Here is a 16,238-nt window from a genome sequence, read left to right as displayed (position 1 = left end):
AAAATAGGTTGGCCAGTGCCAACCTATTTTTTCTCTTTTATTCGAAGCAAATTTCGATAAAGGCATTTCCCCATTGGGAAGAGAAAGGCATGATAATAATTGAGCCTTCACACTTGTGGCGAATCGTATGACCTCGGCCCGAAACCACAACCGGTGTTGCCATATCAAAGTCAAAACCACTTTCCGCCAGAATGCGTTTCGCACCACCAGTAACCATGTTGGTGATCTCACCCACCATATCGGTCACTTCTTCATTGAGCCCATTTGGACGTTCACCAAGCATGTTCTGCATGATTTCTAGGGCGAGTGCTTCATCAAAGGTGATCGACATTGAACCACGAGTTTGTGGGCCTACCATACCAATCAGACCAGAAACGTCACCTCGTGCGATCTCATCTTTTTTGATTCGCGGTTTTTGTGGCTTCAGCTCAAGAGAAGCCATAGTTTTTAGCACGTTCATTAAAGAAGCTAAAAACGGATTTACAAATTCAGCGCGCATAACGTTCTTCTATACTTTTTCTTTCGTCTCGGAGGAACAGGCCTGGCATTCACCATGAGTTTCAATAACTTGGTTGGTCAGTTTGAATCCACGCTTCTCGGCGTTTTCGGCTAACAAGGATATCAGCGTCTCATCTTCGAGTTCAACGACATCACCACATTTATCGCAAATTAGTAATTGGAAAAAGTGCTGCTGAGTATTGAAAGAACAACAAGTAATAAAGCTATTTGTCGATTCCACTCGGTGGATGAAGCCTTGCTCTAGGAGAAAATCTAATGCTCGATAAACAGTGGGCGGCTTAGCCTGAGGCTCACTCTCTTTTAGTTGCTCCAATAGCTCATACGCACTTGAGGCGCGGCGATTAGAACAAATGAGTTCAAATACGCGTCGGCGTTGCGGAGTCAGTCGTACTCCACGCTCTGCGCAGATACTTTCAATTTGTTCAATGATTGTTGGGTTCAAACCTTTCACCATAACTATCGGACGTGCTCTATGATAAATCATTTCTATACGAAGTTCGTTTAGAAATGCTTCATTTTACCCACTATCAGAACGAAAATCATGAATTAAAGCAAGTCGGTGGTGGTGTGAAGGCGGAATAATCATCACAGAATGAATCAACGAATGACAGATTCGTATTACTTCTGCGTATTCCTAAGCACTTGGCTAGTCAGCCAACCAAATCATTCTCGCTGAAACTAGCACCCAGAGGTGCTTGGGTATACAATACCCGACTTATTTTTTGAGCGTACTGCTGCGCTCGACCTTGGCAACATAAAAACGGGTGTTTATATCATGACTCATTCTTGCAGGCTCTCCGTAGCACCAATGTTAGATTGGACTGATCGTCATTGTCGCTACTTCCATCGCTTAATGACCAAAGAAACCCTGTTGTACACTGAAATGGTGACGACAGGTGCGATCATTCATGGAAAAGGAGATTTCCTGGCTTATAACGAAGAAGAGCATCCGTTAGCCCTTCAACTTGGTGGTTCAAACCCAGCAGATTTGGCTACGTGTGCCAAGCTAGCGCAAGAGCGTGGCTACGATGAGATTAACCTAAATGTGGGGTGTCCATCTGACCGCGTACAAAACGGTCGATTTGGTGCTTGCCTAATGGCTGAACCGCAGTTAGTTGCGGATTGTGTCGCAGCAATGAAAGACGTGGTCGATATCCCTGTAACAGTCAAGACTCGCATTGGTATTGATGATCAAGATTCTTACGAGTTCTTAACGGATTTCGTTTCTATTGTTTCAGAAAAGGGTGGCTGTGAGCAGTTCACTATCCATGCTCGTAAAGCTTGGTTAAGTGGTTTAAGCCCAAAAGAAAACCGTGAGATCCCACCATTGGATTACCCACGCGCTTACCAATTGAAGCAAGACTTCTCACACCTAACGATTGCGATTAACGGTGGCGTGAAGTCATTAGAAGAAGCAAAAGCACATCTTCAGCATCTTGACGGTGTGATGATTGGTCGTGAAGCATACCAAAGCCCATATCTACTGGCATCGGTAGACCAAGAGTTGTTTGGCTCTAACGCTCCAGTGAAGAAACGCAGCGAAATTGTTGAAGAGATGTACCCATACATTGAAGCGCAATTAGCGAAAGGTGCGTACCTTGGTCACATTACCCGTCACATGTTAGGTTTGTTCCAAAGCATGCCCGGTGCTCGTCAATGGCGTCGTCATATCAGTGAAAATGCGCACAAACCAGGTTCTGGTCTAGAAGTATTGCAAGACGCGCTAGCTAAGATTCCAAAAGAATTGAATGTGTAAAATTCGCCAGTGAATGGCTAAAATTACCAACTAAAGAATGATAAAGCCAGAGTGCAGAAATGCCTCTGGTTTTGTTTTTTTATTAAAAATCATAATCTTAAATTCTTCTCTATAAGTTGGTATGGAAACTGCTCTGTTTATTGAAAACAAATGGAGAAGTGATTATGTTGGAGCTAATCTTTATTTTAGTCTTTGCGGCGACCTTGTTGGTTACGGGTATCACAATGATGACCGTATTCGCAGCAACTGGTATTGCGTTAGTTGTGATGTTTTTACTGGGAATGGTTGGAGCGGTACTCAAACTATTACCATGGTTAATCGTGATTGCATTGGGTATTTGGTTCTTCAAGAATTACGTCGCTCAGCCCCGCTATAAATAATGAGTAACATCATTTAGTTGATGGAGAGGCGTGAGAATATGGTATATTTCCTCCCACGTCCTCTACGTGAATATCAGCTATCTCGGAGTAAATACTACATGACAAATAAAGCGAACATCGCTTTAACGGCATTATCGTTGGCAGTATCTTTTCCTGTTTTTGCAGAGTACTCTGTATCGACAAAAGTCGGCGCAGAGGTATGGGCTGCCGACACTAAAGTTAATGAAGTGAGACGAGATAGCAGTACCGCGGGCACTTTTTACGCGGCGATTGAACATGATGTTAAATACGTCCCTAATCCGCGCCTTCGTTACTCAAGTGTTGATGCGGATTACATGGGGTTCGATAAGCTCGATTTAACCTTGTATTACCACGTTCTAGAGCATGATTTATTGCACTTTGATGCGGGTCTCACGTTAAGTAATTTAAGTGACACTAAATACATTGATGCTGGCTCAAGCAGGCGTGTAGAAGAATTTGATGAGCTGATTTGGGCTTGGTATGGTTACGCAGAAATTCAAGTTCCGGATACAAACTTTGATGTGATTGGTGAGATAAACTTTGGTGACAACAAAGGTATCAAAAGCACCGATTTCATGGCAGGTGTACAATACAATGTACCGCTCGAAAAAGCTCGACTGGCTTTTCGTGGAGGTTACCGTGTGATTGATTTAGAGTCCGATAAATTCATGTCGGATCTAGGGAAAGAGTTTATTTTTGCTAACGGCTTCTTTGTGAGTGCGGAATACGCGTTCTAAATTCAGCCATGTTAGATACTCGATTTACTTAAAACGTCGCTTTATAAGCGGCGTTTTTTTATATCACTTCATTATATCTAATCGAAATTTCTCCCTATTTGGCTGACTTAGACCATGCTTACCCAGGAGCAATGTGAAAGTTAAAGCAGGGATAGCGATGACAATAAATGAACTAAGACATCTATTCCGTGAAAATCAGCTTATCGAAGCGATTATTGAGCCTGCAATCCAAGAGGGTGGTTGGGTTGTAGAGTTCAGACATGCGCGCGGTGGTTTTGTTTTTCTAACGGACAGTCACGGCGAAGAATGTCTTTATGAAGATTTGGATACTGCGTCAAAATCGGCAATGGCAGTAGGCTTTCAACAAGTCCGCATTGAAGATCGATGAGCAAAAAGTAAGCCGTTCTTACTTCCAAAAAGTTATAAAACATTCACTTCTATTCTTTCTTGTTATTAAGGAGAGTGGGTACTCTATCGTCACGCAATGAATAGGGATGTCGTGATAATGTCTTTTCAAAAGAATGAGTATTCTCACAAGAATGTGTCTGAAGATAATAATGGGCAAGGAGGAAATCCTCCAATCGCAAGCCCTCTGAATGACCAACAAATTAGCTCACTCCAACAAACTGTCTCTGAGTTGTCTCCACAGCAACTTGCTTGGGTCAGTGGGTATTTTTGGGGATTAGCTCAAAATCAACCAAACACAGCGGTAACGCCAATTGCACAAGCAACTGCAGCCGTATCAGCGAAGCCAGCAGGTAAGTTGAGTATTATTTTTGCTTCCCAAACGGGCAATGCTAAAGGTGTTGCTGAAGCTCTGGAACAGGAAGCAAAAGCAGAAGGAATTGCAGTCGAACTTTTTGATGCAAGCGATTACAAAGGTAAAAACTTAGCCAAAGAAACGCATGTCATTATTGTGGCATCGACTAACGGCGAAGGCGAAGCGCCAGACAATGCCATTGAGCTACATGAGTTTTTGCAATCGAAGAAGGCTCCAAAGCTGCCAAACCTGCAATATGGTGTTATTGCATTGGGAGATTCTAGCTACGAGTTCTTCTGTCAGACCGGTAAAGACTTCGACACTTACCTATCAAAGCTAGGCGCGACTCCATTTATCGAGCGTCTTGATTGCGATGTGGATTATGAAGCCCCTGCAACTGAATGGCGTAAGAATGCGTTAGACAAGGTAAAAGATACACTGTCTTCTGGCTCTGAAGCGGATGTGGTTCAACTTCCTGTGGGTCAAGCTGCGACTGCTCACTCTCCTTACAATAAACAAAATCCGTACACTGCGACGTTACTGACCAGTCAAAAAATCACGGGCCGTGACTCTGGAAAAGACGTTCGTCATATAGAAATCGACTTAGAAGGCTCGGGCTTAACGTATCAGCCTGGTGATGCACTAGGTGTGTGGTTTGAAAATAGCTCGGAACTTGCAAATGCCATTCTTGGTAAGGTCGGTTTGTCTGGGGTTGAGACTGTTGACGTTGATGGTGAAAGCTTGTCAATCCACAGTGCTCTTGTGAGTAAATATGAAATCACAACATCTAACCCGCAGCTCATCACAAAGTTTGCCGAGTTATCCGGTAGCAAGAAGCTACAAAAGTTAGTTGAAGATAAAGATAAGCTTCGCGAGTACTCTGCAAATACTCAAATCGTTGATGTACTGGCAGAAAAGAAAACCAAGTTAACCGCAGATGAATTGATTGGTTTGCTTCGTCGCCTTACTCCACGCCTTTACTCTATTGCATCAAGCCAAGAAGAGGTCGATGAAGAAGTACACCTAACGGTTGCTTTGGTTGAGTACGAACAAAACGACGAAAAACGATATGGTGGTGCGTCTAGTTTCTTAGCACAGCGTCTCGAAGAGGGGGGTGAAGTTAAAGTATTTGTTGAGCATAACAACAACTTCAAACTGCCGGAAGATGATAGCACTCCAATTATCATGGTTGGTCCTGGCACAGGGATCGCACCATTCCGTAGCTTTATTCAGGAGCGTGAAAACCGCGATGCTGAAGGCAAAAACTGGTTGTTCTTTGGTGATCGCACGTTCACTCAAGACTTCTTGTACCAAGTGGAATGGCAAAAGTATCTCAAGTCAGGAGTACTAAGCCGATTGGATGTTGCCTTTAGTCGTGACCAAGTAGAAAAGGTTTACGTACAACATCGCATCTTAGAAAACGCAGCTCAAGTGTGGCAGTGGATCCAAGAAGGCGCTTATATCTATGTCTGCGGTGATGCAACGCGTATGGCAAAAGATGTGCACGACGCATTGGTTATCGTTGCTGAACAAGAAGGCAAGATGCCGCGTGACGATGCAGAACAATTTATTAATGACCTACGTAAAGCGAAACGTTATCAGAGGGATGTGTACTAATGACTTTTTCTACGGACAATAATAAGCAGGTTGTATTAGGTGAAGAGTTAGGGCCGCTATCTGATAACGAGCGCCTGAAGCGAGAAAGCAACTTATTACGTGGCACCATTGAGCAAGATTTACAGGACCGTATTACTGGTGGCTTTACTGCCGACAACTTCCAGTTAATTCGTTTCCACGGTATGTATCAACAAGACGATCGTGATATCCGTAATGAACGCACAAAGCAAAAACTGGAACCATTACATAATGTGATGCTTCGTGCTCGTATGCCTGGAGGCATCATCACGCCAACGCAATGGTTAGCGATCGACAAGTTCGCAACGGAGCACTCTTTATATGGAAGTATTCGTCTGACGACTCGCCAAACGTTCCAGTTTCATGGGGTATTAAAACCGAATATTAAGTTGATGCATCAAACGCTCAACAGTATTGGTATTGATTCGATTGCAACCGCGGGTGATGTAAACCGTAACGTGTTGTGTACCACTAATCCAGTGGAGTCAGAGTTACACCAAGAAGCTTACGAATGGGCGAAGAGAATCAGTGAACACCTGCTTCCGAAAACACGCGCTTATGCAGAGATTTGGCTAGACGGTGAAAAAGTAGAAAGCACGGAAGAAGACGAACCGATTCTAGGCAAGAACTACTTACCACGTAAGTTTAAAACCACAGTGGTTATCCCACCGCAAAATGACGTAGATGTACACGCTAACGATCTCAACTTCGTAGCGATTGCAGATAACGGCAAGCTGGTTGGTTTTAACGTCCTGGTCGGCGGCGGCTTAGCGATGACGCATGGCGATACATCAACTTATCCGCGCCGCGCTGACGACTTTGGCTTTATTCCGCTGGACAAGACACTTGATGTTGCCGAAGCTGTAGTAACAACTCAGCGCGACTGGGGTAACCGTTCAAACCGTAAGAACGCAAAAACCAAATACACATTGGATCGTGTAGGTAGCGATGTCTTTAAAGCGGAAGTCGAGAAACGTGCTGGTGTTAAGTTTGAGCAAAGCCGTCCATATGAATTCACAGAACGTGGTGACCGTATTGGCTGGGTAGAAGGAATTGATGGTAAATATCATTTAGCGCTTTTCATCGAAAACGGTCGCTTATTAGACTTTCCAGGTAAACCACTTAAGACGGGTGTTGCTGAAATTGCCAAAATCCACAAAGGCGATTTCCGCATGACAGCGAACCAAAACCTAATTGTTGCGGGTGTACCTAAAAACGAAAAAGCGAAAATTGAAAAGATCGCTCGTGAACATGGCTTAATGGACGACGGCGTAAGTGAACAGCGTAAGAACTCAATGGCGTGTGTTGCTTTTCCAACTTGTCCGCTAGCGATGGCAGAAGCTGAACGTTTCCTTCCTCAGTTTGTTACTGATGTGGAGGGGATTCTGGAGAAGCACAACCTACCAGAAAATGACAACATCATTTTGCGTGTAACTGGGTGTCCAAATGGTTGTGGTCGCGCAATGTTGGCTGAAATTGGTCTAGTTGGCAAAGCGCCGGGTCGTTACAACTTGCACCTAGGTGGTAACCGTGCTGGTACTCGAGTACCTAAAATGTATAAAGAGAACATCACGGATAAGCAAATCTTAGAAGAGATTGATCTGCTGGTGGCTCGATGGTCGAAAGAGCGTGAAGAAGGCGAAGCCTTTGGCGATTTCACTATTCGTGCTGGCATTATCCAAGAAGTGCTCGTATCAAAGAGGGACTTTCATGCTTGATTCTGTAGCATCCAAGCTGGAGCTCACAGAGTTACTGACATTAACAAAGACGGAGCAAATCCTCCGTCTTGCTCAAATTAATGTCGAGCTCGAAAAGCTTTCAGCACAAGAGAGAGTAGCGTGGGCTTTAGATAATCTAGAAGGCGAGTTCGCGGTTTCTTCTAGTTTTGGTATTCAAGCCGCGGTTATGCTTCATTTAGTTACTCGCGCCAAAGCGGACATCCCCGTCATTCTAACCGATACTGGTTACCTGTTTGCTGAGACGTACCGATTTATCGATGAGCTGACAGATGCTCTCAACCTAAATTTAAAAGTTTATCGAGCCAAAGAAAGTGCGAATTGGCAAGAAGCTCGATATGGAAAATTATGGGAGCAGGGCGTAGAGGGAATTGAAAAATACAACAAGCTCAATAAAGTTGAGCCGATGCGTCGAGCGTTAAAAGAGCTTAATGTTGGAACGTGGTTCTCTGGATTGCGTCGAGAGCAAAGTAAATCTCGTGCAGGTTTACCGATTCTATCCATTCAGAACGGTGTGTTTAAATTTCTACCAGTAATTGATTGGACTAATAAAGACGTTCATTACTACTTAGAACAACACGGCCTTAAATACCACCCATTGTGGGATGAAGGTTACCTTTCAGTTGGTGATACACATACCACTCGTAAATGGGAGCCGGGAATGTCAGAGGAAGAAACTCGATTCTTTGGCTTAAAGCGAGAATGTGGCCTACACGAAGATGATGGCTCTGAACAAGATGGGTCTGGCATATAGCCATAATACTCTTTAAATAGAGTTTAGGTTAAGTTTAATAAAGATAGCTGCAATAAAGCAGCTTTCTTTATTTATGGTACTTGAAAAATACGTCTCAAAGCACAACTCTGTGGATAAGTTGTGTGAGAGTTTGGGGTAAAGTTGAATAAATAAAGGTTTGATCGAAAACTCATCGTTTAACCATTATTTTTGCAATTTTTGAAAAATAACACTTGCCAATGTGAGCGCGATCTCTATAATGCCTCCTCGTCGACAGGGCAAGGGCTCAGAAGGGTTTAAGCGAAGTTGATAAGGCTGAAAAGAAAAACGAAATAATTTGAAGAAAGTGTTTGACACGATAAATTATCTCGCTAGAATGGCCGCCTCTTCCGAAGTGATGTCAATCACAAAGAAGAGTTGCTCTTTAACAATATAGACCTATCAATCTGTGTGGGCACTCGTTGATGATAATCCAATTCGATACTTCAGTATCAAATTAGGTTTCAATGAAACGAAGTGACCATTGAATCGAAAGATTCAGCACAGTCAATTCAAACATTACTTATGTAATGTTCAGTATTCATTGAGCCGACAAAATCTTAAATTGAAGAGTTTGATCATGGCTCAGATTGAACGCTGGCGGCAGGCCTAACACATGCAAGTCGAGCGGAAACGAGTTATCTGAACCTTCGGGGAACGATAACGGCGTCGAGCGGCGGACGGGTGAGTAATGCCTAGGAAATTGCCCTGATGTGGGGGATAACCATTGGAAACGATGGCTAATACCGCATGATGCCTACGGGCCAAAGAGGGGGACCTTCGGGCCTCTCGCGTCAGGATATGCCTAGGTGGGATTAGCTAGTTGGTGAGGTAATGGCTCACCAAGGCAACGATCCCTAGCTGGTCTGAGAGGATGATCAGCCACACTGGAACTGAGACACGGTCCAGACTCCTACGGGAGGCAGCAGTGGGGAATATTGCACAATGGGCGCAAGCCTGATGCAGCCATGCCGCGTGTGTGAAGAAGGCCTTCGGGTTGTAAAGCACTTTCAGTCGTGAGGAAGGTGGTAGTGTTAATAGCACTATCATTTGACGTTAGCGACAGAAGAAGCACCGGCTAACTCCGTGCCAGCAGCCGCGGTAATACGGAGGGTGCGAGCGTTAATCGGAATTACTGGGCGTAAAGCGCATGCAGGTGGTTTGTTAAGTCAGATGTGAAAGCCCGGGGCTCAACCTCGGAATAGCATTTGAAACTGGCAGACTAGAGTACTGTAGAGGGGGGTAGAATTTCAGGTGTAGCGGTGAAATGCGTAGAGATCTGAAGGAATACCGGTGGCGAAGGCGGCCCCCTGGACAGATACTGACACTCAGATGCGAAAGCGTGGGGAGCAAACAGGATTAGATACCCTGGTAGTCCACGCCGTAAACGATGTCTACTTGGAGGTTGTGGCCTTGAGCCGTGGCTTTCGGAGCTAACGCGTTAAGTAGACCGCCTGGGGAGTACGGTCGCAAGATTAAAACTCAAATGAATTGACGGGGGCCCGCACAAGCGGTGGAGCATGTGGTTTAATTCGATGCAACGCGAAGAACCTTACCTACTCTTGACATCCAGAGAACTTTCCAGAGATGGATTGGTGCCTTCGGGAACTCTGAGACAGGTGCTGCATGGCTGTCGTCAGCTCGTGTTGTGAAATGTTGGGTTAAGTCCCGCAACGAGCGCAACCCTTATCCTTGTTTGCCAGCGAGTAATGTCGGGAACTCCAGGGAGACTGCCGGTGATAAACCGGAGGAAGGTGGGGACGACGTCAAGTCATCATGGCCCTTACGAGTAGGGCTACACACGTGCTACAATGGCGCATACAGAGGGCGGCCAACTTGCGAAAGTGAGCGAATCCCAAAAAGTGCGTCGTAGTCCGGATTGGAGTCTGCAACTCGACTCCATGAAGTCGGAATCGCTAGTAATCGTGGATCAGAATGCCACGGTGAATACGTTCCCGGGCCTTGTACACACCGCCCGTCACACCATGGGAGTGGGCTGCAAAAGAAGTAGGTAGTTTAACCTTCGGGGGGACGCTTACCACTTTGTGGTTCATGACTGGGGTGAAGTCGTAACAAGGTAGCGCTAGGGGAACCTGGCGCTGGATCACCTCCTTATACGATGATTACTCACGATGAGTGTCCACACAGATTGATACGGTTTATGAAGTTTAAGAGATAGAACATCCCCCAAGATGTTCACTTAGTGTCCCGTTCGTCTAGAGGCCTAGGACACCGCCCTTTCACGGCGGTAACAGGGGTTCGACTCCCCTACGGGATACCATCTTTAAGCGCATTCAATGAGTGCTTTTAAAAATGGTTACTTCATTAGAAGTGATTAGCTCTTTAACAATTTGGAAAGCTGACAAAACAAACTTTTAAGTTTATTTGTAAAGTTCTCAATGTTTGTCTTTATGACAAACACCAAAAAACACATTCAAGTGTTCTTGGGAATATCACTTTTACAGTGATTATTCGAAATTGAGTCCGGCAAAATCGAATGTCTCTCGCTCATTCAAATAATGAGAGACAACTTTGGTGATTTGAACATCAACTCGAAACTCCTTCGGGTTGTATGGTTAAGTGACTAAGCGTACACGGTGGATGCCTTGGCAGTCAGAGGCGATGAAGGACGTATTAACTTGCGATAAGCCCAGATTAGGTAGTAAAAACCATTTGAGTCTGGGATTTCCGAATGGGGAAACCCAATACCATAAGGTATTACTGTTGAGTGAATACATAGCTCAACAGGGCGAACCGGGGGAACTGAAACATCTAAGTACCCCGAGGAAAAGAAATCAACCGAGATTCCGAAAGTAGCGGCGAGCGAAATTGGACTAGCCCTTAAGCTTTACACGCGTTAGACGAACAGCCTGGAAAGGCCGACGATACAGGGTGATAGTCCCGTAGTTGACGACGTGTGTTCAGTGAAATCGAGTAGGGCGGGACACGTGATATCCTGTCTGAATATGGGGGGACCATCCTCCAAGGCTAAATACTACTGACTGACCGATAGTGAACCAGTACCGTGAGGGAAAGGCGAAAAGAACCCCTGTGAGGGGAGTGAAATAGAACCTGAAACCGTGTACGTACAAGCAGTAGGAGCAGGCTTGTCCTGTGACTGCGTACCTTTTGTATAATGGGTCAGCGACTTATATTCAGTGGCAAGGTTAACCATCTAGGGGAGCCGTAGGGAAACCGAGTCTTAACTGGGCGTTCAGTCTCTGGATATAGACCCGAAACCAGGTGATCTAGCCATGGGCAGGTTGAAGGTTGAGTAACATCAACTGGAGGACCGAACCGACTAATGTTGAAAAATTAGCGGATGACTTGTGGCTAGGGGTGAAAGGCCAATCAAACCTGGAGATAGCTGGTTCTCCCCGAAAGCTATTTAGGTAGCGCCTCGGACGAATACTACTGGGGGTAGAGCACTGTTAAGGCTAGGGGGTCATCCCGACTTACCAACCCTTTGCAAACTCCGAATACCAGTAAGTACTATCCGGGAGACACACGGCGGGTGCTAACGTCCGTCGTGGAGAGGGAAACAACCCAGACCGCCAGCTAAGGTCCCAAATTACTACTAAGTGGGAAACGATGTGGGAAGGCTCAGACAGCCAGGATGTTGGCTTAGAAGCAGCCATCATTTAAAGAAAGCGTAATAGCTCACTGGTCGAGTCGGCCTGCGCGGAAGATGTAACGGGGCTAAGTAGTAAACCGAAGCTGCGGCAATATACTTTTGTATATTGGGTAGGGGAGCGTTCTGTAAGCGGTTGAAGGTGTGTGGTAACGCATGCTGGACGTATCAGAAGTGCGAATGCTGACATGAGTAACGATAAAGGGGGTGAAAAACCTCCTCGCCGGAAGACCAAGGGTTCCTGTCCAACGTTAATCGGGGCAGGGTAAGTCGACCCCTAAGGCGAGGCCGAAAGGCGTAGTCGATGGGAAACGGGTTAATATTCCCGTACTTCTTACAATTGCGATGGGGGGACGGAGAAGGCTAGGTGGGCCTGGCGACGGTTGTCCAGGTTCAAGTGCGTAGGCTGAAGAGTTAGGTAAATCCGGCTCTTTCTAAGGCTGAGACACGACGTCGAGCTACTACGGTAGTGAAGTCATTGATGCCATGCTTCCAGGAAAAGCCTCTAAGCTTCAGATTGTAAGGAATCGTACCCCAAACCGACACAGGTGGTCGGGTAGAGAATACCAAGGCGCTTGAGAGAACTCGGGTGAAGGAACTAGGCAAAATGGTACCGTAACTTCGGGAGAAGGTACGCTCTCGACGGTGAAGTCCCTCGCGGATGGAGCTATTGAGAGTCGCAGATACCAGGTGGCTGCAACTGTTTATTAAAAACACAGCACTGTGCAAAATCGCAAGATGACGTATACGGTGTGACGCCTGCCCGGTGCCGGAAGGTTAATTGATGGGGTTAGACTTCGGTCGAAGCTCTTGATCGAAGCCCCGGTAAACGGCGGCCGTAACTATAACGGTCCTAAGGTAGCGAAATTCCTTGTCGGGTAAGTTCCGACCTGCACGAATGGCGTAATGATGGCCACGCTGTCTCCACCCGAGACTCAGTGAAATTGAAATCGCTGTGAAGATGCAGTGTACCCGCGGCTAGACGGAAAGACCCCGTGAACCTTTACTACAGCTTGGCACTGAACATTGACCCTACATGTGTAGGATAGGTGGGAGGCTTTGAAACGCAGTCGCTAGATTGCGTGGAGCCGTCCTTGAAATACCACCCTTGTAGTGTTGATGTTCTAACGTCGACCCCTTATCGGGGTTGCGGACAGTGCCTGGTGGGTAGTTTGACTGGGGCGGTCTCCTCCCAAAGCGTAACGGAGGAGCACGAAGGTGGGCTAATCACGGTTGGACATCGTGAGGTTAGTGCAATGGCATAAGCCCGCTTGACTGCGAGAATGACAATTCGAGCAGGTGCGAAAGCAGGTCATAGTGATCCGGTGGTTCTGAATGGAAGGGCCATCGCTCAACGGATAAAAGGTACTCCGGGGATAACAGGCTGATACCGCCCAAGAGTTCATATCGACGGCGGTGTTTGGCACCTCGATGTCGGCTCATCACATCCTGGGGCTGAAGTCGGTCCCAAGGGTATGGCTGTTCGCCATTTAAAGTGGTACGCGAGCTGGGTTTAGAACGTCGTGAGACAGTTCGGTCCCTATCTGCCGTGGGCGTTGGAGAATTGAAAGGGGCTGCTCCTAGTACGAGAGGACCGGAGTGGACGAACCTCTGGTGTTCGGGTTGTGTCGCCAGACGCATTGCCCGGTAGCTAAGTTCGGGATCGATAACCGCTGAAAGCATCTAAGCGGGAAGCGAGCCTTGAGATGAGTTCTCCCTGATACTTTAAGTATCCTAAAGGGTTGTCGTAGACTACGACGTTGATAGGCAGGGTGTGTAAGCGTTGTGAGGCGTTGAGCTAACCTGTACTAATTGCCCGTGAGGCTTAACCATACAACACCCAAGGGGTTTTGATGGACTCAATGAAAGAACATTGAATGTGTAAGAACGAGAATTAAAAAAACAGCTTTCCGAATTAAAGAATTTGCTTGGCGACCATAGCGTTTTGGACCCACCTGATTTCCATGCCGAACTCAGAAGTGAAACGAAATAGCGCCGATGGTAGTGTGGGGTTTCCCCATGTGAGAGTAGGACATCGCCAGGCTTTATTTCCGACTTGTCTGAATATAGACGAGTCAACATAAGGTTTTAAACAAAAGTTTAGAATTTTATGTTGACTTTCAAAGTGGAAAGCGTATTATACGCACCTCGCTTAAGTGCTAAGGCACTGAAAGCCAAGCTCTTTAACAATATAGACCTATCAATCTGTGTGGGCACTCGTTGATGATAATCCAATTCGATACCTCGGTATCAAATTAGGTTTCAATGAAACGAAGTGACCATTGAATCTTCGGATTCAGCACAGTCAATTCAAACATTACTTTATGTAATGTTCAGTATTCATTGAGCCGAACAAAATCTTAAATTGAAGAGTTTGATCATGGCTCAGATTGAACGCTGGCGGCAGGCCTAACACATGCAAGTCGAGCGGAAACGAGTTATCTGAACCTTCGGGGAACGATAACGGCGTCGAGCGGCGGACGGGTGAGTAATGCCTAGGAAATTGCCCTGATGTGGGGGATAACCATTGGAAACGATGGCTAATACCGCATGATGCCTACGGGCCAAAGAGGGGGACCTTCGGGCCTCTCGCGTCAGGATATGCCTAGGTGGGATTAGCTAGTTGGTGAGGTAATGGCTCACCAAGGCAACGATCCCTAGCTGGTCTGAGAGGATGATCAGCCACACTGGAACTGAGACACGGTCCAGACTCCTACGGGAGGCAGCAGTGGGGAATATTGCACAATGGGCGCAAGCCTGATGCAGCCATGCCGCGTGTGTGAAGAAGGCCTTCGGGTTGTAAAGCACTTTCAGTCGTGAGGAAGGTGGTAGTGTTAATAGCACTATCATTTGACGTTAGCGACAGAAGAAGCACCGGCTAACTCCGTGCCAGCAGCCGCGGTAATACGGAGGGTGCGAGCGTTAATCGGAATTACTGGGCGTAAAGCGCATGCAGGTGGTTTGTTAAGTCAGATGTGAAAGCCCGGGGCTCAACCTCGGAATAGCATTTGAAACTGGCAGACTAGAGTACTGTAGAGGGGGGTAGAATTTCAGGTGTAGCGGTGAAATGCGTAGAGATCTGAAGGAATACCGGTGGCGAAGGCGGCCCCTGGACAGATACTGACACTCAGATGCGAAAGCGTGGGGAGCAAACAGGATTAGATACCCTGGTAGTCCACGCCGTAAACGATGTCTACTTGGAGGTTGTGGCCTTGAGCCGTGGCTTTCGGAGCTAACGCGTTAAGTAGACCGCCTGGGGAGTACGGTCGCAAGATTAAAACTCAAATGAATTGACGGGGGCCCGCACAAGCGGTGGAGCATGTGGTTTAATTCGATGCAACGCGAAGAACCTTACCTACTCTTGACATCCAGAGAACTTTCCAGAGATGGATTGGTGCCTTCGGGAACTCTGAGACAGGTGCTGCATGGCTGTCGTCAGCTCGTGTTGTGAAATGTTGGGTTAAGTCCCGCAACGAGCGCAACCCTTATCCTTGTTTGCCAGCGAGTAATGTCGGGAACTCCAGGGAGACTGCCGGTGATAAACCGGAGGAAGGTGGGGACGACGTCAAGTCATCATGGCCCTTACGAGTAGGGCTACACACGTGCTACAATGGCGCATACAGAGGGCGGCCAACTTGCGAAAGTGAGCGAATCCCAAAAAGTGCGTCGTAGTCCGGATTGGAGTCTGCAACTCGACTCCATGAAGTCGGAATCGCTAGTAATCGTGGATCAGAATGCCACGGTGAATACGTTCCCGGGCCTTGTACACACCGCCCGTCACACCATGGGAGTGGGCTGCAAAAGAAGTAGGTAGTTTAACCTTCGGGGGGACGCTTACCACTTTGTGGTTCATGACTGGGGTGAAGTCGTAACAAGGTAGCGCTAGGGGAACCTGGCGCTGGATCACCTCCTTATACGATGATTATTGCGATGAGTGTTCACACAGATTGATACGGTTTATAAAGTAAAGAGACGATACTGGGTCTGTAGCTCAGGTGGTTAGAGCGTTCGCCTGATAAGCGAGAGGTCGGTGGTTCGAGTCCACTCAGACCCACCAATTTCTTTCCCAAGGAATTGGCGACAGTATCGACACCTTGATGGGGCTATAGCTCAGCTGGGAGAGCGCCTGCCTTGCACGCAGGAGGTCTGCGGTTCGATCCCGCATAGCTCCACCATCTTTAAGTGTTCTTAAAAAAGAATATTTAAAAATGGTTTTCATCAGAAAATCTAGCTCTTTAACAATTTGGAAAGCTGACAAAACAACAATTTATTGTTGTTTGTAAAGTTCTCA

The 16,238-nt window shown here is 46.6% G+C and carries 9 protein-coding genes, 3 tRNA genes and 4 rRNA genes; 14 read left to right on the top strand and 2 right to left on the bottom strand.

Translation table 11 applies throughout. The features are described from left to right. Positions 1-37: 37 nt before the first annotated feature. Positions 38-499 carry a chemotaxis protein CheX gene (locus H9L11_RS04875; RefSeq protein ID WP_005381269.1) on the bottom strand — a complete coding sequence of 154 codons (462 nt, stop codon included), beginning with the start codon at positions 497-499 and terminating at the stop codon, positions 38-40. A 9-nt stretch (positions 500-508) separates the two neighbouring features. Beyond that, positions 509-973: a zinc uptake transcriptional repressor Zur gene (gene zur, locus H9L11_RS04870; protein ID WP_205391089.1), complete on the bottom strand. Its 465-nt coding sequence runs from the start codon at positions 971-973 to the stop codon at positions 509-511. Between the two features lie 321 nt (positions 974-1,294). On the opposite strand from zur, the gene dusA reads away from it, so the two are divergent. From dusA to H9L11_RS04800, 14 genes are all read left to right on the top strand, one after another. Next, positions 1,295-2,275: a tRNA dihydrouridine(20/20a) synthase DusA gene (dusA, locus tag H9L11_RS04865; protein ID WP_017821727.1), complete on the top strand. Its 981-nt coding sequence runs from the start codon at positions 1,295-1,297 to the stop codon at positions 2,273-2,275. A gap of 164 nt (positions 2,276-2,439) precedes the next feature. Next, positions 2,440-2,655: an envelope stress response protein PspG gene (gene pspG / locus H9L11_RS04860; protein WP_005381266.1), complete on the top strand. Its 216-nt coding sequence runs from the start codon at positions 2,440-2,442 to the stop codon at positions 2,653-2,655. Positions 2,656-2,753: 98 nt separating this feature from the next. Beyond that, entirely contained in the window at positions 2,754-3,413 is a 660-nt protein-coding gene (locus tag H9L11_RS04855) for a TIGR04219 family outer membrane beta-barrel protein (RefSeq protein ID WP_205391019.1), read from the top strand. Between the two features lie 157 nt (positions 3,414-3,570). Then, complete coding sequence (locus H9L11_RS04850) at positions 3,571-3,801, top strand: hypothetical protein (RefSeq protein WP_005381264.1); 231 nt, start codon at positions 3,571-3,573, stop codon at positions 3,799-3,801. Between the two features lie 117 nt (positions 3,802-3,918). Next, positions 3,919-5,790, top strand: coding sequence for an assimilatory sulfite reductase (NADPH) flavoprotein subunit (locus tag H9L11_RS04845; RefSeq protein WP_033907309.1), 1,872 nt, complete (start codon positions 3,919-3,921; stop codon positions 5,788-5,790). Beyond that, the gene (gene cysI / locus H9L11_RS04840) at positions 5,790-7,526 is read left to right on the top strand and encodes an assimilatory sulfite reductase (NADPH) hemoprotein subunit (protein ID WP_033907310.1); all 1,737 of its coding nucleotides are present in this window, start codon (positions 5,790-5,792) and stop codon (positions 7,524-7,526) included. The genes H9L11_RS04845 and cysI overlap by 1 nt, the downstream gene beginning before the upstream one ends. After that, positions 7,519-8,298, top strand: a complete 780-nt coding sequence (locus tag H9L11_RS04835) for a phosphoadenylyl-sulfate reductase (protein ID WP_005382748.1) — start codon at positions 7,519-7,521, stop codon at positions 8,296-8,298. The genes cysI and H9L11_RS04835 overlap by 8 nt, the downstream gene beginning before the upstream one ends. Before the next feature lie 580 nt (positions 8,299-8,878). After that, positions 8,879-10,431, top strand: a 16S ribosomal RNA gene (locus H9L11_RS04830). Between the two features lie 90 nt (positions 10,432-10,521). Beyond that, positions 10,522-10,597 (top strand) — tRNA-Glu (locus H9L11_RS04825). Positions 10,598-10,890: 293 nt separating this feature from the next. Further along, positions 10,891-13,780 (top strand): 23S ribosomal RNA (locus tag H9L11_RS04820). Positions 13,781-13,874: 94 nt separating this feature from the next. Further along, positions 13,875-13,991 (top strand): 5S ribosomal RNA (gene rrf / locus H9L11_RS04815). Positions 13,992-14,309: 318 nt separating this feature from the next. Continuing rightward, positions 14,310-15,861, top strand: a 16S ribosomal RNA gene (locus H9L11_RS04810). Together the 16S, 23S and 5S rRNA genes with 3 tRNA genes alongside form the textbook arrangement of a ribosomal RNA operon. Before the next feature lie 66 nt (positions 15,862-15,927). Then, positions 15,928-16,004, top strand: a tRNA-Ile gene (locus H9L11_RS04805). A 42-nt stretch (positions 16,005-16,046) separates the two neighbouring features. Then, a tRNA-Ala gene (locus tag H9L11_RS04800) sits at positions 16,047-16,122 on the top strand. Positions 16,123-16,238 lie beyond the last annotated feature (116 nt).

This window comes from Vibrio sp. sp1, assembly GCF_016920955.1.
Taxonomy (GTDB): Bacteria; Pseudomonadota; Gammaproteobacteria; order Enterobacterales; family Vibrionaceae; genus Vibrio; species Vibrio alginolyticus.
This window is presented reverse-complemented; position numbering and strand designations above follow the sequence as displayed.

What these genes read in the sequence shown, in the direction of transcription:
- H9L11_RS04875 (WP_005381269.1), bottom strand. Translation starts at nt 499, where the DNA reads ATGCGCGCTGAATTTGTAAATCCGTTTTTAGCTTCTTTAATGAACGTG.
- zur (WP_205391089.1), bottom strand. Translation starts at nt 973, where the DNA reads ATGGTGAAAGGTTTGAACCCAACAATCATTGAACAAATTGAAAGTATC.
- dusA (WP_017821727.1), top strand. Translation starts at nt 1,295, where the DNA reads ATGACTCATTCTTGCAGGCTCTCCGTAGCACCAATGTTAGATTGGACT.
- pspG (WP_005381266.1), top strand. Translation starts at nt 2,440, where the DNA reads ATGTTGGAGCTAATCTTTATTTTAGTCTTTGCGGCGACCTTGTTGGTT.
- H9L11_RS04855 (WP_205391019.1), top strand. Translation starts at nt 2,754, where the DNA reads ATGACAAATAAAGCGAACATCGCTTTAACGGCATTATCGTTGGCAGTA.
- H9L11_RS04850 (WP_005381264.1), top strand. Translation starts at nt 3,571, where the DNA reads ATGACAATAAATGAACTAAGACATCTATTCCGTGAAAATCAGCTTATC.
- H9L11_RS04845 (WP_033907309.1), top strand. Translation starts at nt 3,919, where the DNA reads ATGTCTTTTCAAAAGAATGAGTATTCTCACAAGAATGTGTCTGAAGAT.
- cysI (WP_033907310.1), top strand. Translation starts at nt 5,790, where the DNA reads ATGACTTTTTCTACGGACAATAATAAGCAGGTTGTATTAGGTGAAGAG.
- H9L11_RS04835 (WP_005382748.1), top strand. Translation starts at nt 7,519, where the DNA reads ATGCTTGATTCTGTAGCATCCAAGCTGGAGCTCACAGAGTTACTGACA.